Here is a 12,928-nt window from a genome sequence, read left to right as displayed (position 1 = left end):
CGGGCGATGTGCTCCGCGTCGTCGGACCGGCACCGAGGAGCCGCGCATCGTCCGTCGTCGGGGCCCCTGGGGGGCCTTTCGATCCCGTCCACGGGGGCCTTCACCGACGTGCATCTTTATGTCCATCGAACGGTGGACCGGTACGGGGGTGCGGCACAATGACCTTGCCCGGCTGACCACTCGGTGACGGAACGGCGATATGACGACTGCAGCGGTAGACCACGATCTCTCCTCCGATCAGGACGAGGGCGGCCGCAAGCGCACCTTCGGGGCCGGACGCGGTCTAGCCCTGCTTCTGGTGATCACCGGCGCGGCCGGCCTGCTGGCCTCCTGGGTCATCACGATCGACAAGTTCAAGCTGCTGGAAGACCCCTCCTTCACGCCAGGCTGCAGCCTCAACCCCGTCGTCGCCTGCGGCAACATCATGAAGAGCGAGCAGGCGTCGGCGTTCGGGTTCCCCAACCCGATGCTGGGTCTGGTCACGTACGGCATGGTCATCGCGATCGGGACGGGCCTGCTCGCCGGTGCCCGCTACCGCAGCTGGTTCTGGCTCGGGCTGAACGCCGGGACGCTGTTCGGCGTCGGCTTCTGCACCTGGCTGCAGTACCAGTCGCTGTACAACATCAACTCGCTCTGCCTGTGGTGCTGCCTGGCCTGGGTCGCCACCATCGTCATGTTCTGCTACGTGACCACGCACAACGTCAAGCACCGCATCCTCCCGGCCCCGGCCTGGCTGCGGAACGGGCTCACCGAGTTCGCCTGGGTGCTTCCGGTGATGTGGATCGGGATCATCGGCATGCTGATCCTGACCCGCTGGTGGGACTTCTGGACCAGCTGATCCGCCGGACACGCCCCTGGCGGGGCTGTCAGTGGGGTCGCTTAGGCTTCATCACGTGGAGCCCGATCTCTTTACCGCAGCCGCCGAAGACCGCCAGGAGAAGGACCCGTCCAGCAGCCCCCTCGCTGTCCGGATGCGTCCGCGCACTCTCGACGAGGTCGTCGGCCAGCAGCATCTGCTGAAGCCGGGCTCGCCCCTGCGCCGTCTCGTCGGCGACGGGGGGAGCGGCCCGGCGGGGGCGTCCTCCGTCATCCTGTGGGGCCCGCCCGGAACCGGTAAGACGACCCTGGCGTATGTGGTCAGCAAGGCCACCAACAAGCGTTTCGTGGAGCTGTCCGCGATCACCGCGGGCGTCAAGGAAGTCCGCGCCGTCATCGAGAGCGCGCGCCGCGCCACCGGCGGCTTCGGCAAGGAGACCGTCCTCTTCCTGGACGAGATCCACCGCTTCTCCAAGGCCCAGCAGGACTCCCTGCTGCCCGCCGTGGAGAACCGCTGGGTCACCCTTATCGCCGCCACCACGGAGAATCCGTACTTCTCGATCATCTCCCCGCTGCTCTCGCGCTCCCTGCTGCTCACCCTGGAGCCGTTGACCGACGACGACCTGCGCTCCCTGCTGCGCCGGGCGCTGACCGAGGAGCGGGGGCTCGGCGGGGCGGTCACCCTGCCCGAGGACGCCGAGGCGCATCTGCTGCGGATCGCCGGCGGCGACGCCCGCCGGGCGCTCACCGCGCTGGAGGCCGCGGCCGGTGCGGCCATCGCCACGCACGAGGCGGAGATCACGCTGGAGACGGTCGAGGCGACCGTCGACCGCGCCGCCGTGAAGTACGACCGTGACGGCGACCAGCACTACGACGTGGCCAGCGCGCTCATCAAGTCGATCCGCGGCTCCGACGTGGACGCCGCTCTGCACTATCTGGCCCGGATGATCGAGGCGGGGGAGGACCCCCGGTTCATCGCCCGGCGGCTGATGATCTCGGCCAGCGAGGACATCGGGCTCGCGGATCCCACCGCGTTGCCGACGGCGGTGGCGGCCGCCCAGGCCGTCGCCATGATCGGTTTCCCGGAGGCGGCGCTCACCCTCAGCCACGCCACCATCGCGCTGGCGCTCGCCCCCAAGTCCAACGCGGCGACGCTGGCGATCTCCGCCGCGCAGGACGACGTACGCAGAGGGCTCGCCGGACCGGTCCCGGCCCATCTGCGCGACGGCCACTACAAGGGCGCCGCCAAGCTCGGCCACGCGCAGGGCTATGTCTATCCGCACGACGTGCAGGGCGGTATCGCCGCCCAGCAGTACGCCCCGGACGCCGTCCGAGACCGGCAGTACTACACACCCACCCGCTACGGCGCCGAGGCCCGGTACGCGGACGTCGTCGAGCGCGTCCGCGAGCGCCTCGGCCGCGCCGGCGAGGGCGGGGAGCAGGGATAAGGGCCCTCCGTCGCCCGGGTCAGGACGCGGCCGCCTCGAACAGGGTGTGCATGGCACGGCGCAGTTCGGTGACGCCCCGCACGGGCTCGGGGAACTCGAAGCGGGCATCGAAGCACGCCTTGCTGTTCTCGATGAAGCGGACCCGCAGCCCGAAGCGGTCCAGTGCCACGGGCACCGCGCTCGGCCGGTTCGGCGCGCACGCCCGGGCGGTCCGCTCGCCCAGCAGACCGCACAGGGCGCGCATCTGCTCGTCGTGGGCGGAGGCCAGGTGCTGGAGCAGCTCCGCCTCGTGGTGGACCAGCGGGTCGGCGGCCGCGTCGCGGAAGTCCTCCGGCTCGATGTCCTCGGCGCCCCAGAGGTCGTCCACGTACCCCTCGCCGAACTCCAGGCGCAGCATCATCCGGCCGGGCTCGGCGATGCCGGGGACGGAGGTGAGCCAGCCGGAGACCCAGGCGCGGCCGCGGATCCGGTGCGGTACGGAGACCGGAGCGACGTCCGTGATCTCCAGCACGGCGGTCAGCTCGTCGCCCTGCGCGTGCGTCGCGGCCCGAACAGCCGGGCAATCCGCGGGGAATTCGAGGAAGACATCGCCCTCGGGTCCCACGCTCCGGCTCTCCGGGACCAGGGGTTCCGCGCGGGCCAGATCGAGCCCCGGTACGACGAGCAGCGCGGAGCGGGTACTCTGTACGAGAGTTCGTGTGCGCTCGGCTGCTGACGGCATCCGAGTGTTTTCTAGCCCGCTGGGACGCGGCTGGCCACGATCTGATCGGCCTTCCGTCGTAGCAGCATCCTCCTCTGAGGTGCTGCCGCTGTCTGTGCTGTCCGTGACGTGAGTGGTGTTCCCAGGGCGAGACATACGATCTCCTTGAGTAAGGTAAGCCTAACCTAACCTACAACGGAGGTCTGGAGAACGTGCCTAACCAGTCGCGTCCCAAGGTCAAGAAGTCGCGTGCCCTCGGCATCGCCCTGACGCCCAAGGCTGTCAAGTACTTCGAAGCTCGTCCGTACCCGCCGGGTGAGCACGGCCGTGGCCGCAAGCAGAACTCGGACTACAAGGTCCGTCTGCTGGAGAAGCAGCGCCTGCGTGCGCAGTACGACATCAGCGAGCGCCAGATGGCGCGCGCCTACGACCGTGCCAAGAAGGCCGAGGGCAAGACGGGCGAGGCGCTGGTCGTCGAGCTCGAGCGCCGTCTCGACGCCCTGGTCCTGCGTTCGGGCATCGCCCGCACCATCTACCAGGCCCGTCAGATGGTCGTCCACGGCCACATCGAGGTCAACGGTGGCAAGGTCGACAAGCCGTCCTTCCGCGTGCGCCCGGACGACATCGTCCAGGTCCGCGAGCGCAGCCGCTCCAAGGTCCCCTTCCAGGTGGCCCGCGAGGGTGGCTACGACACCGAGGGTGAGACCCCGCGCTACCTCCAGGTGAACCTGAAGGCCCTGGCCTTCCGCCTGGACCGGGACCCGAACCGCAAGGAGATCCCGGTGATCTGCGACGAGCAGCTCGTCGTCGAGTACTACGCCCGCTGATCCAGGCGTAGCCGCTCTCACCAGCGCTCCGGCCCGCCCCTCCCTGTCATCCGGGAGGCGGCGGGCCTTCGCGTTCCGCCGGGCCCGCCCGGCGCCGGCACCCCGCCCGCGCCCGGCGCGTCCACCGGCGCACCCGGTCCGCCACCGGCCAGGGCCCGGTCGACCGCCGTGGCCGGATCCAGCCGCCGGCCCACCCGCAACCCCTCCTCGTACGCCGCGTTCCCCAACTCCCGGCGCACCTGCTCCTCGCACTCCACCCGCGGTCGCCCGTAGAACGCCGAGCCGAACAGCTGCGGGCCCACCGACGGCCAGATGCCCTCCGCCGCGCCCTGGAGCACGGCGGCCTCCCCGGCGTCGCCTTCCACCGCCGTCACCAGCGCCAGCAGCTCCAGCGACAGCACCGTGCCCAGCAGGTCGTTGAACGTCCGGCCGATCGTCAGGCACGCGCCGAGCATCTGCCGCGCCCGTGCCGGCCGCCCCCGCCGCAGCGCCGCGTACGCCAGGACGTACAGCGCGTACGCCAGCGCCCACCGCTCCCCGTGGTCCTCGCAGATCTCCCGGACCTCGTCGCAGATCACCGCCGCCGCGTCCAGATCGCCGAGGAACGCCACCGCCATGGCCAGCTCCACCTGTGCCATCAGGACGTTGCTGTTCAGCTCGCCGACCTCGCGGTACCGGCCGAGCGCCTCGCGCAGCAGCTCCTCGGCGCGCGGCATGTCGTCCGTCATGATCGCCAGACACCCCGTGCGGTGCACGGCGTACGCCAGCGCCGTCGCGTCCCCGCGGCGCTCGGCCTCCTCCCGGCACTCCTGGAGCGCCGAGATCGCGCCCACCGCGTCGCCCTGGAGCACCGCCACATAGCCCAGCACCCACAGCACCTTCAGCCGTGCGGCGTCGTGCGGGGTCGGCTCTTCCAGGACGTGGTCCAGCCAGTGCCGCCCCTCGGACAACCGCCCGCAGCCGGTCCAGTAGAACCACAGGGTGCCCGCAAGATGCTGCGCGAGATGCACCTCGTCGGGGCTCTCCATCGAACATTCCATCGCCCGGCGAAGGTTGGGCAGTTCGCTGTCGATCCGCGCCGCCACCTCGGCCTGGCGCGGACTGAACCAGTCCAGCTCGCACCAGGTCGCGAGCCCCAGGAACCAGTCCCGGTGCCGGCGCCGCAGCCGCTGGGCGTCCCCGGTGGCCACCAGCCACTGCGCCCCGTACTCGCTGACGGTGTCCAGCAGCCGGTAGCGGGCCCCGGCCGGGCCGTCCTCGCGCTCCACCACCGACTGCGCGATCAGCTCGTCCAGCACATCGAGCACCGAGTCGGCCGGCAGATCCGCCCCGCCGCAGATGTATTCGGCGGCCTCCAGGTCGAACTGCCCGGCGAAGACCGAGAGCCGCGCCCACAGCAGCCGCTGCTCGGGCGTGCACAGCTCATGGCTCCAGCCGATCGCCGTCCGCAGCGTCTGGTGGCGCGGCGGCGCACCGCGACGGCCGCCGGTCAGCAGTTGGAACCGGTCGTCGAGGCGCACCAGCACCTGTTCCACCGAGAGGGCGCGCAGCCGCCCGGCCGCCAGCTCCAGGGCCAGCGGAATGCCGTCGAGGCGGTGGCAGAGCTCCAGCACGGCCGCCCGCTCGTCCACCGCGGGCGCCCAGCCCTGCCGCACCCCGCGCACCCGTTCGGTGAAGAGCTCCACCGCGTCCCCGTCGGACATCGGGGCGAGCGAGTACGTCCGCTCCCCGTCCACCCGCAGCGGGCAGCGCCCGGCCGCGAGGACCTGGAGGCCCGGGGCCCGGCGCAGCAGATCGGCCAGGAGGTCGGCGCAGGCGTCGACGAGGTGCTCGAAACCGTCGATCACCAGCAGCGTCCGGCGCTCGCGGAGGTGTTCGACGAGGACGGCGCGCGGCGGCCGACTGGTGTGATCGGCCAGCCCCAGGGCGTCGATCAGGGCGTGTTCCAGCAGGTCGGCATCGCGGACGGTGGACAGCTCGGCCAGCAGAACTCCGTCGCAGTACCGTTTCTCCCGGAGCGCGGCGACGCGGATGACGCACCGGGTCTTGCCCACGCCCGCCACGCCGGCGACGGTGACGAGCCGGGACTCCTCCAGCAGCTCGCCGAGCTCGGCCAGTTCCTCCTCGCGGCCCACGAACCTGGTCAGTTCGGCCGGGAGGTTGCCGGGCGCCGCCCCGGGACGGGCATCGGGGTCATCGGGATTCGGGAAGGGGTCCTGCAGGCGTCGCATGAAACACGGAGCGTACTGGTTTGAAAGCTCTCCGTACAATCTCGCCGGACAACTCCCGCCCGGCCCGCGGGGAATGCGGTAGGGGAGGAGATGCGCGGCGCGATAGGCTCGTGGGACGACGATCGGGCGCGCGGGCGGCAGCCGGCGCCACCGACGGAGACAAGCCCCCGAAGGGGCCGATCGACAAGCAGAGAGCGGTGCACAGTGTCCGGTGGAGAGGTGGCCGGGATTCTCGTGGCCGTCTTCTGGGCGATCCTGGTCTCGTTCCTCGCCGTGGTGCTGGTGAGGCTCGCCCAGACGCTCAGGGCGACCACCAAACTCGTCGCGGACGTGACCGAACAGGCCGTTCCGCTGCTGGCCGACGCCTCGGCGACGGTGCGCTCCGCGCAGACCCAGCTGGACAAGGTCGACGCCATCGCGAGCGACGTCCAGGAGGTCACCTCCAACGCCTCCGCGCTCTCCACCACCGTCGCCTCCACCTTCGGCGGCCCCCTCGTCAAGGTCGCCGCCTTCGGCTACGGCGTACGGCAGGCGCTCAGCCGCCGCACCGAGCCCGCCCCGGAACCGGCGCGGGGCCGTGGCTCCGCCCGCCGCACGGTGGTCGTCGGCCGGACCGTACCCTCGGCGCGCGGACGCAGGAGCGAACGCCGAAACGCCCGCGGACAGAAGGACTGATCGAGCGATGTTCCGCCGCACGTTCTGGTTCACCGCCGGCGCAGCCGCCGGTGTGTGGGCCACCACCAAGGTCAACCGCAAGATCAAGCAGCTGACCCCCGAGAGCCTCGCGGCGCAGGCCGCGGACAAGGCGATCGAGGCCGGTCACAGGCTCAAGGACTTCGCCCTCGACGTACGCGAGGGCATGGTCCGGCGCGAAGCCGAACTGGGCGGCGCCCTCGGCCTGGAGACCCCGGTCGACCAGGACCTCCCCGTACAGAGGCACTACGCCGTCGAAGCGGCCGAACCCGCGCACCCGAACACGTACCGCAAGCTCCCCTCCCCATCGAACACCGACAACTCGAACAACCGGAATGAGGACCACTGATGGAGTCGGCTGAAATTCGCCGCCGCTGGCTGAGCTTCTTCGAGGAGCGCGGTCACACTGCCGTGCCTTCGGCGTCGCTCATCGCGGACGACCCGACTCTGCTGCTGGTCCCCGCGGGCATGGTCCCCTTCAAGCCGTACTTCCTCGGCGAGGCCAAGCCGCCCGCCCCGCGCGTCACCAGCGTGCAGAAGTGCGTGCGCACGCCGGACATCGAAGAGGTCGGCAAGACCACCCGCCACGGCACCTTCTTCCAGATGTGCGGCAACTTCTCCTTCGGGGACTACTTCAAGGAGGGGGCCATCCAGCTCGCCTGGGAGGCCCTGACCAACTCCGTCGAGGACGGCGGCTACGGCCTCGACCCCGAGAAGCTCTGGATCACGGTCTACCTCGACGACGACGAGGCCGAGGCCATCTGGCGCGACAAGATCGGCGTCCCCGCCGAGCGCATCCAGCGCCTGGGCAAGAAGGACAACTTCTGGTCCATGGGCGTCCCCGGACCCTGCGGGCCCTGCTCGGAGATCAACTACGACCGCGGCCCCGAGTTCGGCCCCGAGGGCGGCCCGGCCGTCAACGACGAGCGGTACGTGGAGATCTGGAACCTGGTCTTCATGCAGTACGAGCGCGGCGCGGGCGACGGCAAGGAGGACTTCCCGATCCTCGGGGACCTGCCGTCCAAGAACATCGACACCGGTCTCGGCCTGGAACGCCTGGCGATGATCCTCCAGGGCGTACAGAACATGTACGAGACCGACACCCTGCGCGTCGTCATGGACAAGGCCACCGAGCTGACCGGCGTCCGCTACGGCGCCGAGCGGTCCACGGACGTCTCGCTCCGCGTCGTCGCCGACCACATCCGTACGTCGGTGATGCTCATCGGCGACGGCGTCACCCCCGGCAACGAGGGCCGCGGCTACGTGCTGCGCCGCATCATGCGCCGCGCCATCCGCAACATGCGTCTGCTGGGCGCCACCGGCACGGTCGTCAAGGACCTCACCGACGTCGTGATCGACACGATGGGGCAGCAGTACCCGGAGCTGATCACCGACCGCAAGCGCATCGAGACGGTCGCGCTCGCGGAGGAGGCCGCCTTCCTCAAGGCCCTCAAGGGCGGCACCAACATCCTGGAGACCGCGGTCACCGAGACCAGGGCCGCCGGTGGCAAGGTCCTCGCCGGGGACAAGGCGTTCCTGCTCCACGACACCTGGGGCTTCCCGATCGACCTCACCCTGGAGATGGCCGCCGAGCAGGGGCTCTCCGTGGACGAGGACGGCTTCCGCCGCCTCATGCAGGAGCAGCGCGACAAGGCCAAGGCCGACGCCCGCGCCAAGAAGACCGGTCACGCCGACCTCTCCGCCTACCGCGAGGTCGCCGACAACGCAGGCGCCACCGAGTTCACCGGCTACACCAGCCTCGCCGGCGAGTCCACCATCGTCGGCCTGCTGGTCGACGGTGTGCCCTCGCCCGCCGCCACCGAGGGCGACGAGGTCGAGGTCGTCCTCGACCGCACCCCCTTCTACGCCGAGGGCGGCGGCCAGCTCGCCGACACCGGCCGTATCCGGCTCGACACGGGTGCCGTGATCGAGGTCCGCGACGTCCAGAAGCCGGTCCCCGGCGTCCACGTCCACAAGGGCGTCGTCCAGGTCGGCGAAGTGACGGTCGGAGCCCCCGTCTTCGCCTCCATCGACGCCACCCGCCGCCGGGCCATCGCCCGCGCCCACAGCGCCACGCACCTCACGCACCAGGCGCTGCGCGACGCGCTCGGCCCGACGGCCGCCCAGGCCGGCTCCGAGAACTCCCCGGGCCGCTTCCGCTTCGACTTCGGTTCGCCCGCCGCCGTCCCCGGCACGGTCCTCACCGACGTGGAGCAGCGGATCAACGAGGTCCTCTCGCGGGAGCTGGACGTCCAGGCCGAGGTCATGTCGATCGACGAGGCCAAGAAGCAGGGCGCCATCGCCGAGTTCGGCGAGAAGTACGGCGAGCGGGTCCGGGTCGTCACCATCGGCGACTTCTCCAAGGAGCTGTGCGGCGGCACCCACGTCCACAACACCGCCCAGCTGGGTCTGGTGAAGCTGCTCGGCGAGTCCTCCATCGGCTCCGGCGTGCGCCGTATCGAGGCCCTCGTCGGTGTGGACGCGTACAACTTCCTCGCCAAGGAGCACACGGTCGTCGCCCAGCTCCAGGAGCTGGTCAAGGGCCGTCCCGAGGAGCTTCCCGAGAAGATCGCGGGCATGCTCGGCAAGCTGAAGGACGCCGAGAAGGAGATCGAGAAGTTCCGCGCGGAGAAGGTCCTCGCGGCCGCCGCCGGGCTCGTCGAGTCCGCCAAGGACGTCCGCGGCGTCGCCCTGGTCACCGGTCAGGTACCCGACGGCACCTCCGCCGACGACCTGCGCAAGCTGGTGCTGGACGTGCGAGGCCGCATCCAGGGCGGCCGCGCGGCCGTCGTGGCCCTGTTCACCACGGCCAACGGCCGCCCGCTCACCGTCATCGCCACCAACGAGGCCGCCCGCGAGCGCGGACTCAAGGCCGGTGACCTGGTGCGTACGGCCGCGAAGACCCTCGGCGGCGGTGGCGGCGGCAAGCCGGACGTCGCCCAGGGCGGCGGCACGGACCCGGCCGCCATCGGCGACGCCGTTGCCGCGGTCGAACGCCTCGTCACCGAGACGGCGTGACGAGCGCGATGACGCAGATGCGCCGAGGCCGGCGGCTCGCCGTCGACGTCGGGGACGCCCGGATCGGGGTCGCGTCGTGCGACCCCGACGGGATCCTGGCCACGCCGGTGGAGACCGTGCCGGGACGCGATGTCCCGGCCGCCCACCGGCGGCTCCGCGGACTCGTCGAGGAGTACGAGCCGATCGAGGTCATCCTCGGCCTGCCGCGCTCCCTCGGCGGCGGCGAGGGCCCCGCGGCCGCCAAGGTCCGGGAGTTCGCGCAGACGTTCGCCCGGTCGATCGCGCCGGTTCCGGTGCGACTGGTGGACGAGAGGATGACCACAGTGACGGCGGCTCAGGGCATGCGCGCCTCGGGCGTGAAGTCCAAGAAAGGCCGGTCTGTCATCGACCAGGCTGCCGCTGTGGTGATCCTTCAGAACGCTCTGGAGTCCGAACGGGCGTCAGGCAATCCCCCGGGCGAGGGCGTCGAAGTGGTTGTCTGATCGCGATACGGTAACGTTCCGCGCGATGCGGCGGTGTTCGAATAGACCGCACGGCGAAGCGAAGAGACGGAACGTCGTCTCGCGGCTCTAGGGGATCGATGACTGAGTATGGCCGGGGCCCCGGCTCCGAACCGTGGCATCCCGAGGATCCTCTGTACGGGGACCAGGGATGGGAAGGCCGCCAGGCCGCCCACGGCCAGGGCCAGTACGGCGACCAGCAGCAGTCCTATCCGCAGGACCCGTACGCCCAGCAGCACCAGAACCATCAGCAGTACCAGGGTCACCAGCAGCCGTACGACCAGCATCAGCAGTACGGCCAGCAGCAGAACCACCAGCACCAGCAGCAGAACCACCAGCAGTACGGCACGCCCGAGCAGGACCCGTACGCCCAGCAGCCCGGTGCCCAGCCGCAGTACAACGGCGGCTGGGACACCGGTCAGCAGGCGGCCATGCCGTACGGGGCCGAGCCCCAGGGCCCGTACGCGCAGCACCCCGGCGGCTACGACACGGGCCAGGACTACTACGGCACGCCGGAGGCCTACCCTCCGCCGCAGCCCCCGGGCCGCCGCGACACCGCTCCCGAACAGCAGCAGCCTCAGCAGCAGGCGTCGACGGACTGGGACCCGGATCAGCCGCAGGAGGAGACGCACCCCTTCTTCACCGGTGCGGACGGACCGGGCGACCGTGAGCCGCGCGACGACGATGACCCGGACGACGACGGATCACGCTCCGCGCGCCGCGACCGCGGCGGCAATGAGCGCCGGGGCGGCAAGAGCAAGAAGAAGAGCCGCAGCGGCTGTGCCTGCCTGGTGGTCTCGGTCGTCCTGGTCGGCGGCCTCGGGGGCGTCGGCTACGTCGGCTACACCTTCTGGCAGAAGCAGTTCGGCGCCCCGGCCGACTACGCGGGGTCGGGCACCAGCGAGCAGGTCGAGGTCGAGATCCCCGAGGGCGCGTTCGGGTACGACATCGCGAACATTCTGCGCAAGCAGGGGGTCATCAAGTCGTCCGACGCCTTTGTCGCGGCGCAGAACGACAATCCCAAGGGCAAGTTGATCCAGGCCGGTGTCTACCTCCTGAACAAGGAGATGTCGGCGGCCAGCGCGGTCACGCTGATGCTCGATCCGAAGAGCCAGAACGCGTTGGTGATCCCTGAGGGGACGCGCAACACGACGGTCTACAAGATGATCGACAAGCGGCTCAAGCTCAAGGAAGGCACCACGGCCGACGTCGCCAAGACCAAGGCGGAGAGCCTCGGACTGCCCGACTGGGCCGATGACAACCCGGACGTCAAGGACCCGCTGGAAGGATTCCTCTATCCGGCGGCCTATCCGGTCGCCAAGGGGTCCAAGCCCGAGGACGCGCTGAAGCGGATGGTCGCGCGGGCGAACAAGGAGTACGGCAAGCTCGACCTGGAGGCCAGCGCGAAGAAGCTCGGCCTGAAGACCCCGTGGGAGCTCGTCACCGTCGCCAGCCTCGTGCAGGTCGAGGGCAAGTACAAGCACGACTTCGACAAGGTCGCGCGGGTCGTCTACAACCGGCTCAAGCCGGGCAACATGGAGACCGTCGGGCGGCTGGAATTCGACTCCACGGTCAACTACATCAAGGGCCAGAGCACCCTGGACGTCGGAGCCGTCGACGATCTGCGGAAGATCGACGACCCGTACAACACGTACAAGATCATCGGCCTGCCGTCCGGCCCCATCAGCAACCCGGGTGCGGACGCCCTGCACTCGGCCATGAATCCCACACCGGGCCCCTGGTACTACTTCGTCTCGATCAACGAGGACAAGACCGTCTTCGCCGAGACCAACGAGGAGCACGAGAAGAACCGGCGGGAGTACGAGGACGGGAAGGCCGGCCAGTGAGCGCGCCACACCGGGCCGCCGTCCTCGGCTCGCCCATCGCCCACTCCCTCTCCCCGGTCCTGCACCGCGCCGCCTACGCCGAGCTCGGCCTGGAGCACTGGTCCTACGACCGGTTCGAGGTCGACGAGGCCGCGCTGCCCGGGTTCGTCGAAGGGCTGGACGCCTCCTGGGCGGGGCTGTCCCTGACCATGCCGCTCAAGCGGGCGATCATCCCGCTGCTCGACGAGGTCAGCGCGACGGCCGCCTCCGTGGAGGCCGTCAACACGGTGGTGTTCACCGGGGACGGCCGCCGGGTCGGCGACAACACCGACATCCCCGGCATGGTCGCCGCCCTGCGGGAACGCGGCGTCGACAAGGTGGAATCCGCCGCCGTCCTCGGCGCCGGTGCCACCGCCTCCTCCGCGCTGGCCGCGCTCGCCGTGGTCTGTGCCGGGCCGGTCACGGCGTATGTGCGCAGCCCCGAGCGGGCCGCCGAGATGCGCGGCTGGGGGGAGCGGCTCGGGGTCGACGTCCGGACCGCCGACTGGGCGGACGCGGCGGCGGCCCTGAGCGCACCACTGGTCATCGCCACCACCCCGGCGGGCGCGACGGACGCCTTCACCGGCTCCGTGCCCCAGGCTCCGGGCATCCTCTTCGACGTGCTGTACGAGCCGTGGCCCACCCGACTCGCCGCCGCCTGGTCCGCCCACGGCGGGGCGGTCGTCGGCGGGCTCGACCTCCTCGTGCACCAGGCGCTGCTCCAGGTCGAGCAGATGACCGGCCGGGTCCCGGCGCCGCTGACCGCCATGCGGCAGGCCGGGGAAGCCGCGCTCGGTTCCCGCTGACCGGCCGCCTCTCGGCGTCGCCGG

The 12,928-nt window shown here is 70.8% G+C and carries 11 protein-coding genes; 9 read left to right on the top strand and 2 right to left on the bottom strand.

Going from position 1 to position 12,928, the window contains the following annotated elements; genetic code table 11:
• Positions 1 to 199 precede the first annotated feature (199 nt).
• Positions 200 to 838, top strand: coding sequence for a vitamin K epoxide reductase family protein (locus tag RNL97_RS04925; protein WP_030589619.1), 639 nt, complete (start codon positions 200 to 202; stop codon positions 836 to 838).
• Between the two features lie 55 nt (positions 839 to 893).
• Positions 894 to 2,264 (top strand): replication-associated recombination protein A, encoded by a 1,371-nt coding sequence (locus tag RNL97_RS04920; protein WP_030589616.1) that lies wholly within the window; start codon positions 894 to 896, stop codon positions 2,262 to 2,264.
• A 19-nt stretch (positions 2,265 to 2,283) separates the two neighbouring features.
• Here RNL97_RS04920 and RNL97_RS04915 read toward each other — a convergent pair whose 3' ends face one another.
• Positions 2,284 to 2,985 (bottom strand): DUF2470 domain-containing protein, encoded by a 702-nt coding sequence (locus RNL97_RS04915; protein WP_243313472.1) that lies wholly within the window; start codon positions 2,983 to 2,985, stop codon positions 2,284 to 2,286.
• A gap of 191 nt (positions 2,986 to 3,176) precedes the next feature.
• On the opposite strand from RNL97_RS04915, the gene rpsD reads away from it, so the two are divergent.
• On the top strand, positions 3,177 to 3,791 hold the full coding sequence (rpsD, locus tag RNL97_RS04910; RefSeq protein WP_006123201.1) for a 30S ribosomal protein S4: 615 nt from the start codon (positions 3,177 to 3,179) through the stop codon (positions 3,789 to 3,791).
• Positions 3,792 to 3,808: 17 nt separating this feature from the next.
• On the opposite strand, the gene RNL97_RS04905 is transcribed toward rpsD, so the two are convergent.
• The gene (locus tag RNL97_RS04905) at positions 3,809 to 6,022 is read right to left on the bottom strand and encodes an ATP-binding protein (RefSeq protein WP_313750417.1); all 2,214 of its coding nucleotides are present in this window, start codon (positions 6,020 to 6,022) and stop codon (positions 3,809 to 3,811) included.
• Between the two features lie 219 nt (positions 6,023 to 6,241).
• Between RNL97_RS04905 and RNL97_RS04900 the strand changes: the two genes are divergently transcribed.
• The 6 genes from RNL97_RS04900 (at position 6,242) to RNL97_RS04875 (ending at position 12,904) form a co-directional block, all read left to right on the top strand.
• Positions 6,242 to 6,697, top strand: coding sequence for a DUF948 domain-containing protein (locus RNL97_RS04900; RefSeq protein WP_030589607.1), 456 nt, complete (start codon positions 6,242 to 6,244; stop codon positions 6,695 to 6,697).
• Positions 6,698 to 6,704: 7 nt separating this feature from the next.
• Positions 6,705 to 7,064 (top strand): DUF6167 family protein, encoded by a 360-nt coding sequence (locus RNL97_RS04895; RefSeq protein WP_313750416.1) that lies wholly within the window; start codon positions 6,705 to 6,707, stop codon positions 7,062 to 7,064.
• Positions 7,064 to 9,733 (top strand): alanine--tRNA ligase, encoded by a 2,670-nt coding sequence (alaS, locus tag RNL97_RS04890; RefSeq protein ID WP_243313468.1) that lies wholly within the window; start codon positions 7,064 to 7,066, stop codon positions 9,731 to 9,733. Before RNL97_RS04895 ends, alaS begins: the two co-directional genes overlap by 1 nt.
• Before the next feature lie 8 nt (positions 9,734 to 9,741).
• Positions 9,742 to 10,215, top strand: coding sequence for a Holliday junction resolvase RuvX (ruvX, locus tag RNL97_RS04885; protein ID WP_030589598.1), 474 nt, complete (start codon positions 9,742 to 9,744; stop codon positions 10,213 to 10,215).
• 98 nt (positions 10,216 to 10,313) lie between these two features.
• Positions 10,314 to 12,080, top strand: a complete 1,767-nt coding sequence (gene mltG, locus RNL97_RS04880) for an endolytic transglycosylase MltG (protein ID WP_313750415.1) — start codon at positions 10,314 to 10,316, stop codon at positions 12,078 to 12,080.
• Positions 12,077 to 12,904, top strand: a complete 828-nt coding sequence (locus RNL97_RS04875; RefSeq protein WP_243313464.1) for a shikimate dehydrogenase — start codon at positions 12,077 to 12,079, stop codon at positions 12,902 to 12,904. Before mltG ends, RNL97_RS04875 begins: the two co-directional genes overlap by 4 nt.
• Positions 12,905 to 12,928 lie beyond the last annotated feature (24 nt).

This window comes from Streptomyces parvus (assembly GCF_032121415.1).
GTDB lineage: Bacteria > Actinomycetota > Actinomycetes > Streptomycetales > Streptomycetaceae > Streptomyces > Streptomyces globisporus_A.
The sequence above is the reverse complement of the archived record's forward strand: the minus strand, read 5'-3'. Positions and strand labels throughout refer to the sequence as shown.

Excerpts from the sequence above, each read along its gene's own strand:
- RNL97_RS04915 (WP_243313472.1), bottom strand. The coding sequence starts at position 2,985 with ATGCCGTCAGCAGCCGAGCGCACACGAACTCTCGTACAGAGTACCCGC.
- mltG (WP_313750415.1), top strand. The coding sequence starts at position 10,314 with ATGACTGAGTATGGCCGGGGCCCCGGCTCCGAACCGTGGCATCCCGAG.
- RNL97_RS04895 (WP_313750416.1), top strand. The coding sequence starts at position 6,705 with ATGTTCCGCCGCACGTTCTGGTTCACCGCCGGCGCAGCCGCCGGTGTG.
- RNL97_RS04925 (WP_030589619.1), top strand. The coding sequence starts at position 200 with ATGACGACTGCAGCGGTAGACCACGATCTCTCCTCCGATCAGGACGAG.
- RNL97_RS04905 (WP_313750417.1), bottom strand. The coding sequence starts at position 6,022 with ATGCGACGCCTGCAGGACCCCTTCCCGAATCCCGATGACCCCGATGCC.
- ruvX (WP_030589598.1), top strand. The coding sequence starts at position 9,742 with ATGACGCAGATGCGCCGAGGCCGGCGGCTCGCCGTCGACGTCGGGGAC.
- alaS (WP_243313468.1), top strand. The coding sequence starts at position 7,064 with ATGGAGTCGGCTGAAATTCGCCGCCGCTGGCTGAGCTTCTTCGAGGAG.